The sequence below is a fragment of the Campylobacter sp. RM12642 genome (genome assembly GCF_020137635.1).
Taxonomy (GTDB): Bacteria; Campylobacterota; Campylobacteria; order Campylobacterales; family Campylobacteraceae; genus Campylobacter_E.
The window spans coordinates 1-18,410 of sequence record NZ_JACGAT010000012.1 but is presented as its reverse complement, the minus strand read 5'-3'; the positions used below and the strand labels follow the sequence as shown (position 1 = coordinate 18,410).

General features: G+C 28.7%; 17 protein-coding genes. 10 read left to right on the top strand and 7 right to left on the bottom strand.

Translation table 11 applies throughout. From position 1 onward, the window contains the following. The first annotated feature begins 35 nt into the window (after positions 1-35). The 7 genes from AVBRAN12642_RS05790 to AVBRAN12642_RS05760 all read left to right on the top strand — a co-directional run bounded on the left by AVBRAN12642_RS05790 (position 36) and on the right by AVBRAN12642_RS05760 (position 9,900). Positions 36-1,316 (top strand): glucose-6-phosphate dehydrogenase, encoded by a 1,281-nt coding sequence (locus tag AVBRAN12642_RS05790; protein ID WP_336607206.1) that lies wholly within the window; start codon positions 36-38, stop codon positions 1,314-1,316. A 1-nt stretch (position 1,317) separates the two neighbouring features. Beyond that, positions 1,318-1,989 carry a 6-phosphogluconolactonase gene (gene pgl / locus AVBRAN12642_RS05785; RefSeq protein WP_336607207.1) on the top strand — a complete coding sequence of 224 codons (672 nt, stop codon included), beginning with the start codon at positions 1,318-1,320 and terminating at the stop codon, positions 1,987-1,989. Then, entirely contained in the window at positions 1,970-2,941 is a 972-nt protein-coding gene (locus AVBRAN12642_RS05780) for a glucokinase (protein WP_214117926.1), read from the top strand. The genes pgl and AVBRAN12642_RS05780 overlap by 20 nt, the downstream gene beginning before the upstream one ends. Continuing rightward, positions 2,941-4,578: a glucose-6-phosphate isomerase gene (gene pgi / locus AVBRAN12642_RS05775; protein ID WP_214120226.1), complete on the top strand. Its 1,638-nt coding sequence runs from the start codon at positions 2,941-2,943 to the stop codon at positions 4,576-4,578. Before AVBRAN12642_RS05780 ends, pgi begins: the two co-directional genes overlap by 1 nt. A 57-nt stretch (positions 4,579-4,635) precedes the next feature. Continuing rightward, positions 4,636-6,471 (top strand): site-specific DNA-methyltransferase, encoded by a 1,836-nt coding sequence (locus AVBRAN12642_RS05770; RefSeq protein ID WP_336607208.1) that lies wholly within the window; start codon positions 4,636-4,638, stop codon positions 6,469-6,471. Position 6,472: 1 nt separating this feature from the next. Next, positions 6,473-9,229 carry a type III restriction-modification system endonuclease gene (locus AVBRAN12642_RS05765; RefSeq protein ID WP_336607209.1) on the top strand — a complete coding sequence of 919 codons (2,757 nt, stop codon included), beginning with the start codon at positions 6,473-6,475 and terminating at the stop codon, positions 9,227-9,229. 71 nt (positions 9,230-9,300) lie between these two features. Next, positions 9,301-9,900 carry a hypothetical protein gene (locus tag AVBRAN12642_RS05760; RefSeq protein ID WP_336608100.1) on the top strand — a complete coding sequence of 200 codons (600 nt, stop codon included), beginning with the start codon at positions 9,301-9,303 and terminating at the stop codon, positions 9,898-9,900. A gap of 90 nt (positions 9,901-9,990) precedes the next feature. On the opposite strand, the gene AVBRAN12642_RS05755 is transcribed toward AVBRAN12642_RS05760, so the two are convergent. Beyond that, positions 9,991-11,160: an acetate kinase gene (locus AVBRAN12642_RS05755; protein ID WP_214117921.1), complete on the bottom strand. Its 1,170-nt coding sequence runs from the start codon at positions 11,158-11,160 to the stop codon at positions 9,991-9,993. A 20-nt stretch (positions 11,161-11,180) separates the two neighbouring features. Next, on the bottom strand, positions 11,181-12,635 hold the full coding sequence (gene pta / locus AVBRAN12642_RS05750) for a phosphate acetyltransferase (RefSeq protein ID WP_336607211.1): 1,455 nt from the start codon (positions 12,633-12,635) through the stop codon (positions 11,181-11,183). A 69-nt stretch (positions 12,636-12,704) separates the two neighbouring features. Between pta and flgH the strand changes: the two genes are divergently transcribed. After that, entirely contained in the window at positions 12,705-13,382 is a 678-nt protein-coding gene (gene flgH / locus AVBRAN12642_RS05745; RefSeq protein WP_336607212.1) for a flagellar basal body L-ring protein FlgH, read from the top strand. Between the two features lie 24 nt (positions 13,383-13,406). On the opposite strand, the gene AVBRAN12642_RS05740 is transcribed toward flgH, so the two are convergent. Genes AVBRAN12642_RS05740 through AVBRAN12642_RS05730 form a run of 3 tightly spaced genes read right to left on the bottom strand, consistent with a single transcriptional unit; the run spans position 13,407 to position 15,265 of the window. After that, positions 13,407-13,652, bottom strand: coding sequence for an AtpZ/AtpI family protein (locus AVBRAN12642_RS05740; RefSeq protein ID WP_336608099.1), 246 nt, complete (start codon positions 13,650-13,652; stop codon positions 13,407-13,409). Continuing rightward, positions 13,645-14,922: a glutamate-1-semialdehyde 2,1-aminomutase gene (hemL, locus tag AVBRAN12642_RS05735; RefSeq protein WP_214117917.1), complete on the bottom strand. Its 1,278-nt coding sequence runs from the start codon at positions 14,920-14,922 to the stop codon at positions 13,645-13,647. The genes AVBRAN12642_RS05740 and hemL overlap by 8 nt, the downstream gene beginning before the upstream one ends. Then, positions 14,912-15,265, bottom strand: coding sequence for a hypothetical protein (locus AVBRAN12642_RS05730; protein WP_214120453.1), 354 nt, complete (start codon positions 15,263-15,265; stop codon positions 14,912-14,914). Before AVBRAN12642_RS05730 ends, hemL begins: the two co-directional genes overlap by 11 nt. 60 nt (positions 15,266-15,325) lie before the next feature. Here AVBRAN12642_RS05730 and AVBRAN12642_RS05725 point away from each other — a divergent pair, with 60 nt between their 5' ends. Together AVBRAN12642_RS05725 and lepB are read left to right on the top strand one after the other, a co-directional pair. Further along, on the top strand, positions 15,326-16,171 hold the full coding sequence (locus tag AVBRAN12642_RS05725; protein ID WP_336607214.1) for a bifunctional 5,10-methylenetetrahydrofolate dehydrogenase/5,10-methenyltetrahydrofolate cyclohydrolase: 846 nt from the start codon (positions 15,326-15,328) through the stop codon (positions 16,169-16,171). Next, on the top strand, positions 16,158-17,009 hold the full coding sequence (gene lepB / locus AVBRAN12642_RS05720; RefSeq protein ID WP_214117914.1) for a signal peptidase I: 852 nt from the start codon (positions 16,158-16,160) through the stop codon (positions 17,007-17,009). The genes AVBRAN12642_RS05725 and lepB overlap by 14 nt, the downstream gene beginning before the upstream one ends. Positions 17,010-17,100: 91 nt before the next feature. Here the strand turns inward: lepB and AVBRAN12642_RS05715 are convergent, their stop codons facing one another. Both AVBRAN12642_RS05715 and AVBRAN12642_RS05710 read right to left on the bottom strand, forming a co-directional pair. Next, a complete protein-coding gene (locus AVBRAN12642_RS05715) occupies positions 17,101-17,964 on the bottom strand; it encodes a hypothetical protein (protein ID WP_336608098.1) in 864 nt (287 codons plus the stop codon). Between the two features lie 62 nt (positions 17,965-18,026). Further along, the coding region (locus AVBRAN12642_RS05710; protein WP_336608097.1) for a hypothetical protein at positions 18,027-18,410 on the bottom strand (384 nt) is incomplete at its 5' end.

The window sequence follows — 18,410 nt, the reverse complement described above, 5'->3', positions numbered from 1 at the left end:
AGATTTAAAAAATTATTTTTATTTAGGGATTATTTATGAAAACTAATTTTGATTTTTTATTATTCGGAGCTACTGGAGATTTAGCTCTTAGAAAACTTTTTCCTTCACTTTATGAAGCCTTTTTAAATGACTTGCTTCACGAAGATTTTAAAATACTTGCTACAGGTAGAAGCAAGCTTAGCTTAGAAGAATTTAAGCAAAAATTAAACGACAAATCAAAAATCCATTTAAAAGATACTACAAAATGGAACGATTTTTTAGAAAAAATATCTTATGAGAGCGTAGATATTAATAATCTTGAAGATTTTAAAAAACTTAAAAACAATTTAAGAGATGGTAAAGATACTATTATATATTTTTCAATTTCGCCTGAATTTTTCATCACTTGCTGTAAGAATTTAAGCGAATTAAATATAAATAAAGACAATGTTAGAATAGTTCTTGAAAAACCTTTAGGAATGAGCTTAAATGAATGCAGAGCAATCAATGAAAGCGTAGCAAAATATTATAAAGAAGAACAAATTTATAGAATTGATCATTATCTTGGTAAAAGTATGGTTAAAGAATTATTTGAGTTTAGAAAACAAAATCCACATTTTAATGCACTACTTAATAAAGACTATGTAAAAAGCATTAATTTATATGTTTTAGAGCGTTTAGGTGTTGAAAGTCGTGGAGAGTTTTATGATAGTTGCGGTGCTTTAAGAGATATGTTACAAAATCATATGTTACAAATGTTAGCTTTATTTATGATTGATATTAATTCAACTAATATTAGAAAAGCTAAGCTTGAGTTTTTTAACTCACTTGAAAAAATTGATTTTAAAAATGTAATTAAAGCTCAATATGAAGCTAATGAAGATAGCTTAAGTTATTTAGACGAATTAAATGTAGCTAAAGATAGTAGGACAGAAACTTTCGTATCAATTAAAACTAGTTCAAATCAAGAAAATTACAAAGGCGTTTTAATAAAACTTGCAACAGGCAAAAGAATGGCTGAAAATAAAGTATATTTTGATATTGACTTTAAAAATGGTGGAAAAATGTATATAGAAATCCAACCAAAACCTAAAATCAAATTCCTTTTAAAAATAGCCGAAGAGTTTAAAGAATTTGAAATAGGAATTTGTGATATTGAAAAAATGCCACCTTATGAAAGATTACTTTTAAATGTAATTAATAAAGATTTAAGTTCATTTAATGAAAAAGATGAGCTAGAGAGTGCTTGGAAATGGGTGCAAGATGTAATTGATAATGATGATTTTACAATGCATAAATACAAAGCCTACACAAATGAAATTATTTTTAAGGACTAAGATGAGATTATTTACATTCAATGACAAAAACATAAGCGAAATCGCTTTATATAAAGAATTAGTATTTTCATTAAATGAATGTATTAATAGTAAAGGTAGCGTAAATTTTTATGTATCAGGTGGTAAAAGTCCTAAAGATTTATTTATTAAATTAAGTAAAGAAAAGCTTGACTGGACTAAAGTAAATGTATTTTTAGTAGATGAAAGGATTTTACCTACAAATCACGAAGATAGTAATACAAATCTAGTAAAGCAAAATCTATTACAAAATGACGCTAGTAAGGCTAATTTAATTACTTGCATTAAAGATGAATTAATTAATGATTATGAAGCTTTAAAAAACCACGCTAATAATATTTATCAAACTCCTGATATTTTGATTTTAGGTATGGGAGCTGATGCTCATACTGCATCAATCTTTCCAACGGCTGCTAATTTAGATGAATTATTAAGTGATGAAAACCAAGCTTATCACATAGTAAAAACTCCTAATTACGATAGAATTAGCCTTAGTTTAGAAAGCATATTAAAAGCTAAAAGAATATTTTTAAATATCAGTGGAGATGAGAAATATCAAGTATTTTTATTAGCTTGTAAAGAAAAAAATAAAAAATATCCAATAAGTTATGTAATTAATTCAAAAGGAAATTTAGATGTCTATTACGCAAAATGAATATCCAAGATTATTAGCAGATATTGGTGGAACTAATGCTCGATTTGCATTAGAATTTAAATCAGGAAATATAGATAAAATAGAAGTCTTACAATGCAAAGACTACGATACTATAATAGATGCTGTAAGAGCGTATTTAAAAGATAAAAATGTAAATGTAAAACACGCTGCTTTTGCAATGGCAAATCCTGTTACAAGTGATTTTATACAAATGACTAATAATCATTGGGCTTTTTCAATCAATACCACAAGACTTGCATTAGGATTTGATACTTTATTAATTCTAAATGATTTTACTGCTCAAGCACTTGCTATTACAAAATTAAATAGTGATGAATTAGTTCAAATTGGTGGAAGAGAAGCTGAAGAAAATTGCGTAAAAGCTGTTTTAGGGCCTGGAACAGGACTTGGAGTTAGTGGATTAATCCCTAGTAAAAATGGTTATATTGCACTATCAGGTGAAGGTGGACATGTTAGCTTTGCACCTTTTGATGAGATTGAATCAATGATTTGGCATTATGCAAAAAACAAATTCGGGCATGTATCGGCTGAAAGATTGCTTAGCGGAATGGGACTTGAGCTAATATATGAAGCTTTAGCACATAAAGAAGGTATAAATGATACTTTAGACGCTAGTAAAATTAGCGAACTAGCATTAAGCGAAAAATCAGCTTTATGTAGATTAAGTCTTGATATATTTTGTGCAATGCTAGGAACAATTGCTTCAAATCTAGCATTAACTCTAGGTGCTAGGGGCGGTGTTTATATTTGTGGTGGAATAATTCCTAAGATATTAGAGTATTTTAAACACTCATCATTTAGAGCAAGATTTGAGAATAAAGGTAGATTTGATAGTTATTTAGCAGCAATTCCTGTATTTGTGGTTTTATCAAAATTTCCAGGTATAAACGGCGCTAGTGTGGCACTGCAAAATCATTTAAAGGATAAATAATGTTAAGCAAATTAAAAAGCTATGAAAAATTATGGTCTTTATACAACAAATCAAAAGATACTCATATGAAAGAATTATTTGCTAATGATAATAATAGAGCGAATAAATACTTTTTAGAAGTTGGTGGGATTAAGGTTGATTATTCTAAAAATAGAATAGATGAAGAGATTTTAAGCAATCTTATTAATCTTGCAAAAGAAGCTAATTTAGAACAAAACATTAAAGATATGTTTAGTGGTAAAAAGATTAATACCACAGAAAATAGAGCGGCTTTACATATTGCTCTTAGAAATCGTATAAATACACCTATTTATGTAGATAATGAAAACATAATGGATGATGTAAATGCAGTGCTTAACAAAATGGAGAAATTCTCTCACGCAATAAGATCAGGCGAGTGGCTAGGCTATACAAATCAAGTAATAACTGATATTGTAAATATAGGAATTGGTGGCTCTGATTTAGGACCATTGATGGCTTGTGATGCTTTGAAAAAATACGCACACCCAAGACTAAAAATGCACTTTGTATCAAACGTAGATGGCTCAAAATTACAAAATGTATTAGATAGCGTTCATCCAGAAACTACACTTTTTATAATAGCGTCAAAAACATTCGTAACTCAAGAAACCCTAACAAATGCCTTAACTGCTAGAGAGTGGTTTTTAAATCACGCAGTTAATAAACGCTTTGTAGCTAAACATTTCGTAGCAGTTTCAACTAATAAAAAAGCTGTTGAAGAATTTGGAATAGATAGTAATAATATGTTTGAGTTTTGGAACTGGGTCGGCGGGCGTTATAGTTTGTGGTCTGCAATTGGTCTTCCTATTATGATTTATTTAGGAAAAGAACATTTTTGGCAAATGCTAGAAGGCGCGTATTTAATGGATTCGCATTTTAGCTCGGCTGAATATTCTAAAAACTTGCCTGTAATTTTAGCTTTAATAGGTATTTGGTATATTAATTTTTATGGTGGTGGCTCACATATAATCGCACCTTATGATGAATATTTAAAGCATTTTCCAAGATTTATTCAACAACTTGATATGGAAAGTAATGGAAAACAAGTTAGTAAAAATGGGGAATTAATTAATTACGAAACTTCTCCAATCATTTGGGGTGAAACAGGAATTAACGCTCAACACGCATTTTTTCAACTACTTCATCAAGGAACTCATATAAGTCCGATTGATTTAATAGTAAGTCTTGAAAAACCACACGATATGCCAGAACACCACGAAATTTTAATTAGCAATGTATTCGCTCAAGCTGAAGCCTTTATGAAAGGCAAAAACAAGGATGAAGTAAGAGCTGAACTTAGTAAAAGTAATTTAAGTGAAAGTGAGATAGAAAAGCTAATCCCACATAAAGAATTTTCGGGAAATCGCCCTAGCAATACGATTTTATTAGAAAGAATAAGCCCTAGAAATCTAGGTAGCCTAATTGCATTATATGAGCATAAAATATTCGTTCAAGGTGTGATTTGGGGGATAAATAGTTTTGACCAATTTGGCGTTGAATTAGGCAAAACTTTAGCTAAAACAATACTTGAAGAGCTAAGAAGTGACGTAAGTTACGAGCACGATAGCTCAACTACAAATCTAATAAAATTATATAAAGAGTTTAATAAAAAATAATTTTAGGAATTTCTTTATGAAATTCCTATTTTAAATTCCACGAAAAAAGGAGAGAAAATGGAGCTTTTACATAAGGACTGCAAAAGTAAATTAGATATATTAAAAGAACATTTTGCTGAATGTTTTGATAAAGATGGAAAATTTAATTTAGAAAAATTCCAAAGCGAAATAGCTGCTAACGGGGGGGGGGATTTTACAAATGAGAGTTATAGTTTAAATTTTTTAGGCAAAAAACACGCAAAATATCTAGCAAATCTAAAACCATCAAGCTACCTTAAACAAAACGGCACATTTAATGAAAATCTAAAGCAAAATCTACTCATAAAAGGCGATAATTTAGAAGTCTTAAAACACTTACAAAATAGCTATTATAAAAAAATCAAAATGATTTATATAGACCCACCTTACAATACCGCTAATAAGGATTTTGTCTATAATGATACTAGAGCTTATAAGCTAGATGATTTAATAAACGCTGGAATGAGTGAAGATGAAGCTAAAAGAGTGCTAGAGTTTAGCACCAAAAAATCAAGCTCACATTCAGCGTGGCTTACCTTTATGTATCCAAGGCTATTTTTAGCTAGAAAGCTTTTAAAAGATAATGGAGTGATATTTATCTCAATTGATGATAATGAAGCAGCTCAATTAAAGCTCTTGTGTGATGAGATTTTTGGTGAAGAGAATTTCGTAGCTGATTTTATTTGGAATAACAAATACACAACTTCTAATGATACAGATATGTCTTATCAACACGAACATATTTTTTGCTATTTTAAGAATAGGATTAATAATAAATTAAATTTATTACCAAGAAGCGAGAAACAAAATTCTGCATATAAAAATAGAGATAATGATCCTAAAGGTGCTTGGAAACCAACACCAATTCATGCAAGAAGTGGAAGTGAGCTGGGTAAATATAGTATAACTTTTCCAAATGGAATAACTTGGCAAGCTCCGATAGGTAGATACCCTAGATATTCTAAAGATAAGTTATTACAGCTATTTTATGATAACGAACTGTATTTTAATTCAAAAGGTGGAATAGATAAAAAAACTTATATTACTGAAGTTAGACAAGGAATTTCTTGTGGTAGTGTATGGAGTTATGATGAAGTGGGGCATACACATAGCAATAATGAAGAATTATCTTCTTTGCTTGGTAAAGGTATTTTTAACGATCCAAAAGGAACTAAATTATTAAAAAGAATATTACAAATTTCAACCGATAAAAATGATATTGTCCTAGATTTTTTTGCAGGTTCAGGAACTACTGCACACGCTATTATGCAATTAAATGCCGAAGATGGTGGAAATAGAAAGTTTATTTTAGTTCAACTTGATGAGCCAATAGATGAGAAAAAGAGTAAAATTGCTTATGATTTTGTAAAAAATGAGCTTAATTGTAAGCCAACAATTTATGCAATTACCAAAGAAAGATTAATAAGAGCTGCGAAAAAAATCAAACAAGATTATCCAAACGCTACTAATTTAGACTTTAGTGAATTTAAGATAGTATATAAAGATGAATTAGAACTAGAAAAAATAGAAAAACTAGATTTAAGCTTAGGCGATAATCTTTTTGCACCATTTAATAACGATAAAACAAATGAAATTCTAACTAGCTATAAATTAGCCGATGGTATAGCTTTAGATATGGAATTTAAAATAATAAATATAAACGATTATAAGGCTTATTATTGTAATAAATTGCTTTACTTAGTTTTCCCACATTTTAAAAGCGAAAATATCAAAACCCTAATGCAAAAATTACAAGATAGTGAGCTAATTTGTGAAAGAGTTATTTTATACAATGCTAGTTTTACGAGTAGCGAACACAAGAGTTTAAAAGAAGCTTTAATTAAATTAGGCATTAAATTACAAGTGAGATTTTAAGATGGGTAGCTTTAATTATACTAATGATTTAGAATATCAAAATATAGCTATTCAAAGTGTTTTAAAAATATTTTCAAGTAATGATATAAAGGCAAATGTTAAAGAAATTCAAGAGTTTAATGGTATAAAAAATCAAAACTTTATAAATGATAACACTTATGATATTTGTATGCAAACAGGCACAGGTAAAACCTACACTTACACAAAAACTATGTTTATGCTAAATGAAGCTTATGGATATGATAGCTTTATAGTGCTTGTGCCAACTTTAGCTATTAAATCAGGGACTAAAAGTTTTTTTGAGCTATCACGCCAACATTTTATAGATGAGTTTAAAAAAAGCTTAAGTTTTTACGAAGTAAAAAGCGAAAAATCAAGTAAAAAAGAGCAAATGCCACAAAGCATAAAAGATTTTTGCAATCACGATGATAAAGCTTCTATAAGAGTGCTTTTAATAAATGCAGGAATGCTTAATTCAGAAACTTTTAAAAAAGAATTTGAAAGCAATCTTTTTGATAAATTTTTTAGCATATTTCCCGCATTAGCAGATACTAAAAGTATTTTAATCGTTGATGAGCCACATAAATTTGATAAAGCAAGTAAAACTTGGGAGAATGTTTTAAAACTAAAACCACAATTTATATTAAGATATGGAGCGACTTTTAAAGAAAACTCAAACCTACTTTATAATCTAACCCCACTTAAAGCCTTTAATGATAATTTGGTTAAAGGTGTAAAAACTTTCGTGCAAGAATTTGAAATAGGAAATAAAGCTTATATTAAACTTCAAGATATAGTAGATAATGAAGCTATTTTTTGTGATGATAAAAAGCGTGAGTTTAGACTTAGCAAAGGGCAAAATTTCGCTTGTTTTTATGATTTTTTAGATATTTTCGTGCAAGATTTAAACAAGCAAAAAGTGCTTTTATCAAATGGCGTAGAGCTAATTAAAGATAACAAATTTAATCCTTTTAGCTTTAATGATGATTTAGCTAAGCAAATGATAAATGCTTGTTTAGATGAGCATTTTAAATTAGAGCGAGAGTTTTTAAATCAAAAGATAAAATTAAAGCCTTTAAGCTTATTTTTTATAGATGATATAAATTCTTATCGTGGAGAAAACGCAAGGCTAAAAGAATATTTTGAAAAGGCATTAAAAAGCAAACTAGAAGAAGAATTAAAGCTTAGCACAGGATTTTATAAAGAATATTTACAAAAATCTTTAAACGATATTAGCCTTACTCACGGCGGTTATTTTTCAAAAGATAATAGTGATAAAGATGATAAAATAGAGCAAGAAATCAATGAGATTTTGCACGATAAAATGAGCCTACTTAGTCTTAATAATACTAGAAGATTTATATTTTCAAAATGGACACTTAAAGAAGGTTGGGATAATCCAAATGTATTTAATATTTGCAAACTTAGAAGTAGCGGAAGTGAGATAAGTAAGCTTCAAGAAGTTGGGCGTGGGCTTAGGCTTCCTGTTGATGAATACGGCAATAGAATTACTAATAAAGAATATTATTTAAATTATTTCGTAGATGCTAGTGAGAGTGATTTTACTCAAAAACTTATAAATGAAATTGAGATAAGTGATGAGTGTTTTGATATAAAAATAGATGATTTATTAGATGAGAAAATTTATAAAATAATTTTAAGTGAATATGATTTAGATGAAGATTTGATTTATGATGAGCTTTTAGAATGCGGTGCTATAAACAAGCGAAGTAAGATAATAAATGTAGATGTTTTAAAAGCAAAATATCCAAAAGCATTTAGCAAAAATAACATTAAAAAAGGTAAGATTAAAAACTCTAATGAATTAGAAAATAAAGTAAAAATCAAAACTAATTTATATCCACAAATCAAGGCTTTATGGGAAGAAATAAACAAAAAAGTATTTTTAAAATACGATGCCATTGAAAATGTGTTTTTAGCTAATTTTAAAGAGTTTTTAAAAGAATTTAAAGCAAAAGATAATTCAAGTTATATAAAAATTACACAATTAAGCGTAAATAATAATCAATTAAAAAGCCAAAAAGATATTTTAAATAATAAAATAAATATAAAAACTCTAAATTATGGAGAGTTTTTGCTAGGACTTAGCACAAAATTAGGTCTTAATCTAAACACTTTACATAAAGCCTTTTATGAGTTAATGAAAGATGGTTTATTTAACATAAATGATTATTTAAATGAGCCTAGTTTGAATGCTATTTGTAAGGAATTTAATTTTTATCTTTTAAGTAATTCTAGTAAGCTTTTTAGCATATCTTACGAAGAGTTTTCACACCACATTCATCCTACAAAAATCACTAATGAAAAAGGTGAAATATTAAATGAAATAAATGCTAGTGATATAGGTGTTTTAGGTGGAGATGAATTAGCAAATAATACCTTTTTATACGAGCAGATTTTTTATGATAGTAAAATTGAGCAAGAGATAATAAAAGAAGATATAAAAAGCATACAAGTCTTTATGAAAATACCTAAAAACTCATTAAAAATCCCTGTAGTGGGTGGATTTAGCTATTCGCCTGATTTTGCTTATGTATTAAAAGATGATAAAGAAAATATCCATTATTTTGTGCTTGAAAGTAAAGGCGTAGATAGCAAAATCAATCTAAGAAGAGATGAAAATGCGAAAATTACTAACGCAGAAAGTCTTTTTAAAGGTATAAATATTACTTTTGAAAAACAATTTAATAATGATAAATTGGAAACAATCATAAAAAATATAATCAATAAAAAATAATTAATCTAATTTAAATTCCTTAAAGGATTTAAATTAGAATACAAGATTATATTAAAAATATGGAGTGTTAAATGCTTTCTTTTATGAAAGAATTAATAAAAAAATCTTTATTTGTTGGTTTGGGTTTAGCGTTTTTTATCATTCCTATTTTCGCTTTTTTAATGCTTGTTCAGTATTCATACGATATCTATAGTAAATACTTTAGTTCAACTTATGATAAATTTCTTAAAACTAAAGAAGAGCTTTGCTCTCTTGAAAGGCAATTAGAAGTAGAAGGCTATTTATTATTTTGGGATTTTAAAAATGAGTATACAAATTATAAATATGATTATTCTAAAAGCGGATATAAATGTAATTTGGAAAAAGAAGAAAAATATAAAAGAGCAATTGTAAATTATTTTAAATTAAGTAATGCAAAAATATATGAAGTGCAAAATTATAATAGCATTGATGAAGTTAAATCTCTTAAAACTTTAGATAGTTTAGAATTAAAAGAAGTTAATGAATTTAACAATAATCTAGTATTTTTTAAAAATAGATTTTTTGATAAAAATTCATTTCAATTTATAGATGGATATAAAATGCAAGTAATGTTATATAACTCATATACTAAGGAAAAAGAAGAGAGAATATTATATAGATGGGTGTGGTTATGTAATCCAAACATATAAAATAAAATACAATTAAGAAGATATAATGGCAGTAAAACTACAAATAATGTTTAATTATTTATAGTTTTACAAGAATTTAAATCAATAGGATTAAATAAGTTCCATTGTTTGTTTTACTATTGATAATTCTTCGTTAGTTGGAATAACTAAAATTGGGTATTTTGAATCAGCTTTTGCTATATTTCTAGCTACTTTTTCACGCTTAGCATTTTTTTCTTCATCAATGCTAAAGCCAAGATGTGCAAGTTGCTTACAAACCGCAGCTCTCATTAAATCATCATTTTCACCAATACCTGCTGTAAAAATTAGAGCCTTAGCAGGAGTTACTGCAAGGTATGAGCCTATGTATTTTGCAATTCTATAGCAAAACATATCAAATGCTAATTTTGCTTTCTTATCACCATTTTGCATTTTTTCTTCAATTTCACGCATATCATTTGCACCACAAATTCCTAATAAACCACTTTGTTTATTGCAAATTTTATCAAGTTCAGCAATGCTTAAACCTTTATTATATGCTAAATAAAATAAAGCTCCAGCATCAATATCCCCACATCTAGTTCCCATCATTAATCCTTCAAGCGGAGTAAGACCCATTGAAGTATCAACGCATTTACCATCTTTAATAGCACTAATACTTGCACCATTTCCTAAGTGAGCTGTAATTGCATCTATGTTTTTAATACCTAAGAATTTTTCTGCTTCACGAGTTACAAATTCATGAGATGTTCCATGAAAGCCGTATCTTCTAACGCCATCTTCTTCATAATATTTATTAGCTATTGCATAGCGATATGCGATTTCTGGCATTGTTTGATGAAATGCTGTATCAAATACTGCTATATTTTTAACACTTGGAGCAAGATTTATAATTGTTTTAATTCCTGAAATATTTGCAGGATTATGTAAAGGTGCTAATTTTACTAATTCATCTAAAGCTTTTAAACATTTATCATCAACTAATGTTGCTTTAATAAATTTATCTCCACCATGCACCACACGATGACCTACTGCTGCTAATTCATTAAAATCAGTTAAAAGTCCGCTTTTAGCAAATAAATCACGAACTACTTTTAAGCCATCTTCGTGATTATTTATGCCACCTAAATGCTCTAATTCCTTGCCATCAAATTTAATTTTTGCTCTTGAATTACTTTCTCCAATTTGCTCAACCAAACCACTCGCAACACTATCTTCATTAAAAAATAATTGGAATTTCAGTGAGCTTGAACCTGCATTTAAAACTAATATTTTTTTCATAATTTTTCCTTTTTTATAATTTATTGTGCTTGAATTGCACTAATTAAACATGTATTTACAATATCTTCAACCAAACAACCCCTACTTAAATCATTAATAGGTTTGTTTAAACCTTGCAAAACAGGACCAACCGCAATAGCCCCTGCACTTCTTTGCACTGCTTTATAAGCTATATTTCCTGCATTTAAATCAGGGAATACAAATACATTTGCCTTTCCTGCTACTTTGCTATCAGGCATTTTTTTACTTGCTGTTGCAATATCTACTGCTGCGTCAAATTGTATAGGACCATCATAATTTAATCCCTCATAAGATTTTGCTAATTCACACGCTTGTTTTACTAAATCAACGCTTACTCCACTACCGCTATTTGCAGTTGAATAAGATAGCATTGCAACTCTTGGTTCAAAACCAAAAGCCTTATAAGTAGCCGCACTAACACTTGCAATTTCGGCTAGATTTTCAGGAGTTGGATTAGGATTTACTGCACAATCAGCAAAATACCAAACCTTATCACTTAAGCACATAAAAAATCCACCACTTACACTCTTAACACCTGGTTTAGTTTTAACTATTTGAAGAGCTGGGCGAATTGTATCAGCAGTTGAACATGCAGCCCCACTAACCATAGCATCAGCGTAGCCTAAATGAACTAGTAAAGTTCCAAAATAATTTCTATCTTTTATAAGTTCTTTTGCTTGCTCAAGGCTCATTCCCTTTGATTTTCTAGCTTCATAAAGTGCATTTGCACATTCATCATCTAATGATGAATTACCTGGATTATAAGTCTTAACATCATCTAAATCTATACCCAAATCACTAGCTTTTTGTGCTATTTCTTTATTGTTTCCTAAGATAATTAATTTAACAGCTTTACCTTCTAATAAAATACTAGCAGCCTTTAAAATACGCTCATCATTTCCTTCTGGTAAAACTATGGTTTTAATATTTTCTTTAGCCTTGCTCTCTAGCATAACTTCAAATGCCATTGGACTTACATAATCAGGTTTTTTAAGATTTAATAACTCATCTAAGCTTGTATTTTCATTATATAAACTTGCGTATTTATGATGAATTTTAGCAAACTCAAATTTGGTTAAATCATTATCAATTACATAATTTAAATTAAGCTCTTTACTTAGTTTTAGATTTATCCAAAAAGTATCAAGACCACCAAAAACTCCAAAACTAGCAACTAATACAAAATCATATTTAGCTTTTAATTCATTAACTTTAATGATTATATTTTTATAAAAAGTATTTTCATTTTTCAAATACTCTTTAACGCCTGTTGCACTATCATATAAGTATTCAGTTTTTATATTATGCTCTTTTGATAATTTATTTAAACCACACACCCCGTCTTCACAAGCAAGTGCTTGGAAAACAACAATATTTGAATATTTTTTTGATAATTTTATAGCAAGATTATCTAAACTTTCCCTGCTTTGTTTTTGAAAGTAAATCGCATTCATTGCTACTCCTTCATTGATTAAATTTCGCTAGAGTATATGCCTAAAATATTAATAAATAAGGAAGAAAATATGAAAAAAAGTTACATAAAATATTTTGTTTTCTCTTTGTTAATTTCAGGTTGTGGTTTGGCTGATCCGCAAATGGATATGAAAGCTCCAACATATGTAGAGCAAATTGAACCTAAGGCTGATAATAATTTAGGAAGTCCAGGCTCACTTTTTGGAAAAGGCTCTAATCCACTTTTTAGCGATAATAAAGCTATGAATGTAAATGATATAGTTACAATAATTATTAAAGAAGATACAAGCCAAAGTAGTAAAGCTAGTAAAAGCACGAATAAAGCTTCTAATGCTAATTTAAATTCCGGAGTTTTTGCAGGATTATTATCAAGTCTTAATAAATCAGCAGATATTGGCTTTCAAACAAAAAATAATTCAGATTTTAGTGGTAGCGGTCAAGCTAGTAGAAATGAAAAATTTCAAACAACAATTAGTGCTAGAGTAATAAAGGTATTAGCTAATGGAAATTATTTTATTGAAGGAAAAAGACAATTATTAATAAACGGAGAAAAACAAATCGTTCAAATCTCTGGAGTAATTAGACCTTATGATATAACAGGTCAAAACACAATTGAGAGCAAATACATAGCAGACGCTAAAATACTTTATTCAACTCAAGGCGAAATTGATAAAGCTACTAAAAAACCTTGGGGAACAAAAGCAGTTGAAACTATTTGGCCTTTTTAACCTTGATTTAAGGTTAAAAAGACTTTATTTCTTATCATCTTCGTTGATTTTTAATAATAATTTATAAGCCTTATATACATTTGAAATTGCAGCTGCTATTCCAAATGCAAGTCCTACGAAAAATAAAGGCTTATAAATCTTAGCGAGTAAAACTCCTAAACCAACGCCAATTAGCACTGCAACTACAATGCTAATACCTAAGCTTAGATGATTTGCAGCGTCTATTACACTTTTTACTTTTTTAGCTCTTTTATTTTCTTCGTTATGCACGAATAGCCTTTTTGAACGCATTTATAAATATTTCAAATTCTTTATCTTCAAACTTAGAGCAAATAAATGCAGTTTCATAGGTTGATGGTGCAAGATTTACTCCATTTTCTAGCATAATTTTATGAAATCTTGAAAACTTAGCTGTATCACTTGTCTTAGCGTCATCGTAATTTAATGGGTATTTTTCATTAAAGAAAAATCCTAACATTGAACCTATATTTTTAGCTACAAAAGGCACTCCTGCACTTTTACTCTCATCTAGCATAGCATTAATTGCATTTTTTGCCCATTTATCACATTTTTTATAAATATCATCGTTTAATTGCTCAAGATTTGCAATACCTGCTGCCATTGCAAGTGGATTTCCGCTTAGCGTTCCTGCTTGATATACTCCGCCTAGTGGACTTAGAAGTTGCATAATTTCTTTTTTTGCAGCATAAGCTCCAACAGGAAGTCCCCCACCAATAACCTTACCAAAACAAACCATATCAGGCACAACTTTATAAATCTCTAAAGCCCCACCTAAAGCAGCTCTAAAACCACTCATAACTTCATCAAAAATCAAAACGATTTTTAATTCATCACAAAGCTTTCTAAGGTCTTCTAAAAACTCTTTTTTAGCAGGGACAAAACCCATATTTCCTGCAATTGGTTCAATAATAATCACACCTATTTCACTACCATTACTCTTTGCTATAGCAATTTGCTCTTTTACGCTTTCTATATCATTGTATTTAGCTGTATAAGTATCTTTTACAGCGTTTTTACTAACTCCACTTGAGCTTGGAGTATTAAAAGTAGCTAAGCCACTTCCTGCATTTACTAAAAGCATATCAGCGTGTCCGTGATAACAACCATCAAATTTAATAAGCCCATCACGATTAGAATAAGCTCTTGCTAAGCGAATTGCACTCATAGTAGCTTCTGTCCCACTATTTACAAATCTAATTTGCTCTATTGCAGGATATAACGATATAACTTTTTGTGCTAATTTGCTTTCAGCTAATGTAGGAGCACCATAACTTGTGCCATCTTTTGCTGCATTAATAATAGCGTTTGTTACATTTATATCAGCGTGTCCTAAAATGCAAGGTCCATAGCTTTGAACTAAATCAAGGTATTTTTTATCTTCAATATCAATTATATAAGCGCCATCTCCCTTTTTTATAAATACAGGCTCACTACCTACACTTTTAAACGCTCTTACAGGAGAATTAACCCCACCTGCTATTAATGTTTGTGCTTGTGCGAAAGCTTCTTTATTTGTCATTTTTTTCTCCTTTTTTCTTGATATATAAGTATAAATTTTTTATTTCTTCATTTGTTAAATAATAATTTGGCATTATATTTTTTGAACTTGTTTTACTAACTAAGGCTTTATAAAAATTCTCATAACTAATATTTTTAATACTAGGGATTATTACTTGAATGGTTTTTCCATTTTCTTTATAAGTAGCAAATATTTGCTCACTTCCATCAAGCCCGTGGCATTTATCACAACCAATTCCCCTTGGGTTTTGATACAAGCTTAATTGATATTCATCTTTGCTTAAAAAATCACTATTAGCATAAACAAATACGCTAAAAACTAATAATATTAATTTTGATTTCATTTTATAATCCGTTGTTTTTAAGGGTTATAATACAATCTTTATTTTTATAAAGGTTACAAATTGATACTAGATGGAAAAAAATTAAGCAAAGAATTATATGCACAATTAAAACTCAAAATTAATGAGCTAAAAACCAAACCTTGCTTAGCTGTAATTTTAGTAGGAGATGATTATGCTAGTGGGGTTTATGTAAGAAGTAAATTAAAAGCTTGTAATGAATTAGGAATAATTAGTAAAGATTATAAGCTAGATAGTAGTATTAGCGAAGAAGAATTATTAAAAATCATAAGAGATTTAAATGATAATGATAGTGTAGATGCTATCTTAGTGCAACTACCTTTACCAAATCATATCAATAAAGACAATATCATAAACGCTATAAATCCTATTAAAGATGTAGATGGTTTTACTCCACTTAATTTAGGTTTAGTTTTAGCGAATTTAAAACCACATTTTTATGCTTGCACCCCGCTTGGAATTGATATTTTGATGAAGCATTATGGTATCAGTGTAAAAGGCAAAAATATTTGCATAATAAACGATAGTATCATAGTAGGTCGCCCACTTGCTGCTATGATGATTAATGAAGGTGCAAGTGTTAGCGTATGCCACAAATATACAAAAGATTTAAAAGAGCATACTTTAAACGCTGATATTTTAATAAGTGCTACAGGTGTAATTCATCTAATAAATGATGATTTTATAAAAGATGGAGCTATTTTAATTGATGTTGGGATTTGCAAAGAAATTGATGGCAAAAAACTATCAGGAGATTATCTTAAGACAAGTAATAAAGCTAGTATGATTACTCCAGTTCCTGGCGGAGTAGGACCTATGACTATTTATGCACTAATGCAAAACACATATGAAGCAAGATTAAAAAAGGAAGAAAATGCAAGAAAATAAAACAAAATGGCAAAAATTAGTTGATTTTTGGAATTCATGGACGGGGACTATTGTATTTGTTCTTGTTTTTATATTTTTCGTAGCTCAAGCTTTTACAATACCAAGTGGCTCTATGAAAAACACACTTTTGGTAGGAGACCATTTATTTGTAAAAAAATTCGCCTACGGGATACCAACTCCTAGAATTCCATTCCTAGAAGTTCCTGTGTTGCCTGATTTTAAAGGCGATGGGCATTTATTAAGCTATGCTAAGCCTAAAAGAGATGATATAGTGGTGTTTTTGTATCCGCACAATACAAAGCTACATTATGTTAAACGCTGCGTTGCTTTAGGAGATGATGAGATAATATTTGCAAATAAGACCCTTTATGTGAGAATGCACGAAGGAGATGAATATATGAGAGCAAATTATCCTGCTAATAAACAAGTGATTTTGCAAGGCAAATTATACATAAAAGAGCCTTATACTAAAAAGGGTATTCATTATGATGAAAGAGTGGATTTTGATAAGGTCATAGAATACTTTATGGCTAAGGGTGAGTTTGTAATGAAGCCAATTTATGTTAGTGAATTAAGAAGTGATATTAAAGCGTATTATTATAAGGTGCCTAGCAATGAATACTTTATGATGGGTGATAATCGCGACCACTCAAATGATAGCCGCTTTTGGGGAAGTGTAGATTATAAATATATTGAAGGTAAGCCTTGGTTTGTTTATCTAAGCTGGGATGATGATTATAATATCCGCTGGGAAAGAATGTTTAAAAGCGTTGATACCTTAGAAAACGATGAAAGATATATCCATCACGAAATAAGCGATATTAATTCTCTTGATTGACAAAAATATCTAATTCAAATTCTTGTGATTTGAATTAGAATTTATTTTATAATACATTATATTTTAAAGGTAATTTATATAAAAATTAAAATTATTTAATTGTATTTGAAGACTTTTCACTTAAAATCTTTTCAATTTTCTTTTGTTGTTTTGCTATATATTTTTCACCTAGTGGTTGTGCTTCTTCTTCTCTAAATTCCATTTCAAATCCACCTTTGCTAATTGCAGAATACTTTTGTCTAAACTCTGTGTATAAAAAATAAACCGATAAATCATCAACAAAAGGCAATGAAACTAGCTTGGTTTTAGTTTGATATATTGTGTAAGTTTTTAAGTTTTTACCATTTAAGAAAAATAGTGCTAAATAGCTTGATAAAATATCCAATATTACAAAAAACATAATTATAGGAAAGAAAATTATTCTAGCTATAGGGTAGTCTAATCTATAATTTAAACTTTGATTTTCTGTTTCTTTAGTGTTATAAGCGTCTTTATTGAATATATACGAATAAGCTAAAGCAGGTCGCTTGGTTTGTAATCTAAAAACTATATCGCTTTTATTTATCGTTGCAGTTACTTTCTTATAGCTCTTTGCTATACCAAAAACACCTGCTTCATCTATCTCATAAGTATCAAAATATATCTTTTCATTATCTACGCTAATATAAAAATCATTATTTTTAACAAATCTAAGTCTTTTTATTTGTCTAAGTTTTAAAAAGAATGCAACAAAAAAAATACCATCAATAATACCACTCCAACCTTTTTGAATTCTTCGTATGTCAGTCATTGTTTTTTCGGGTTTACTATTTAATTCATTGATAATATCTATTACAAAATAACATGAAATAAGTGTAAGAAAAATTGAAAAAATCTCATTAAACAATCTAATAAGCTCTAAGTTATATAAATAATCGTTTTTTATTTTATAATCTTTTAAATTATCTATATTCAAATTTATCCTTTATATTTAATAAAACTAATTATAAAAATTACTAATATTTTTATAACTTGTTTTCATTTTAATTCTCCTTTTAATTTATTTAAATAATTTGTATAAACATCATTAGAGCAACTACCTCTTCTATAATAATTACCTAAACTAAGATAATAGTTATCAATAAATAACCTAGTAAAAGAATCATAAATTCTATTAAGATTAGGGCTAAGTTCTAAACTCAAATTATTTAAATTTGTTATTGCATAACTACAAGGTTTATAATAACCATAAATATCATAATTTATTAGCTTATCTTTACTAAGTCTAGTTGGTAATTTTGAAGCCTCTTCTTCAAAGCGTTTTTCATATTTTTTATAATTTTCATATAATTGCACTTCTTTATCAACTATTAAATTTACACTTTTAAAAAACTTACCATCTATCGTATAGTTTTGCTTTTT

What these genes read in the sequence shown, in the direction of transcription:
- AVBRAN12642_RS05790 (WP_336607206.1), top strand. Translation starts at nt 36, where the DNA reads ATGAAAACTAATTTTGATTTTTTATTATTCGGAGCTACTGGAGATTTA.
- pgl (WP_336607207.1), top strand. Translation starts at nt 1,318, where the DNA reads ATGAGATTATTTACATTCAATGACAAAAACATAAGCGAAATCGCTTTA.
- AVBRAN12642_RS05780 (WP_214117926.1), top strand. Translation starts at nt 1,970, where the DNA reads ATGTCTATTACGCAAAATGAATATCCAAGATTATTAGCAGATATTGGT.
- pgi (WP_214120226.1), top strand. Translation starts at nt 2,941, where the DNA reads ATGTTAAGCAAATTAAAAAGCTATGAAAAATTATGGTCTTTATACAAC.
- AVBRAN12642_RS05770 (WP_336607208.1), top strand. Translation starts at nt 4,636, where the DNA reads ATGGAGCTTTTACATAAGGACTGCAAAAGTAAATTAGATATATTAAAA.
- AVBRAN12642_RS05765 (WP_336607209.1), top strand. Translation starts at nt 6,473, where the DNA reads ATGGGTAGCTTTAATTATACTAATGATTTAGAATATCAAAATATAGCT.
- AVBRAN12642_RS05760 (WP_336608100.1), top strand. Translation starts at nt 9,301, where the DNA reads ATGCTTTCTTTTATGAAAGAATTAATAAAAAAATCTTTATTTGTTGGT.
- AVBRAN12642_RS05755 (WP_214117921.1), bottom strand. Translation starts at nt 11,160, where the DNA reads ATGAAAAAAATATTAGTTTTAAATGCAGGTTCAAGCTCACTGAAATTC.
- pta (WP_336607211.1), bottom strand. Translation starts at nt 12,635, where the DNA reads ATGAATGCGATTTACTTTCAAAAACAAAGCAGGGAAAGTTTAGATAAT.
- flgH (WP_336607212.1), top strand. Translation starts at nt 12,705, where the DNA reads ATGAAAAAAAGTTACATAAAATATTTTGTTTTCTCTTTGTTAATTTCA.
- hemL (WP_214117917.1), bottom strand. Translation starts at nt 14,922, where the DNA reads ATGACAAATAAAGAAGCTTTCGCACAAGCACAAACATTAATAGCAGGT.
- AVBRAN12642_RS05730 (WP_214120453.1), bottom strand. Translation starts at nt 15,265, where the DNA reads ATGAAATCAAAATTAATATTATTAGTTTTTAGCGTATTTGTTTATGCT.
- lepB (WP_214117914.1), top strand. Translation starts at nt 16,158, where the DNA reads ATGCAAGAAAATAAAACAAAATGGCAAAAATTAGTTGATTTTTGGAAT.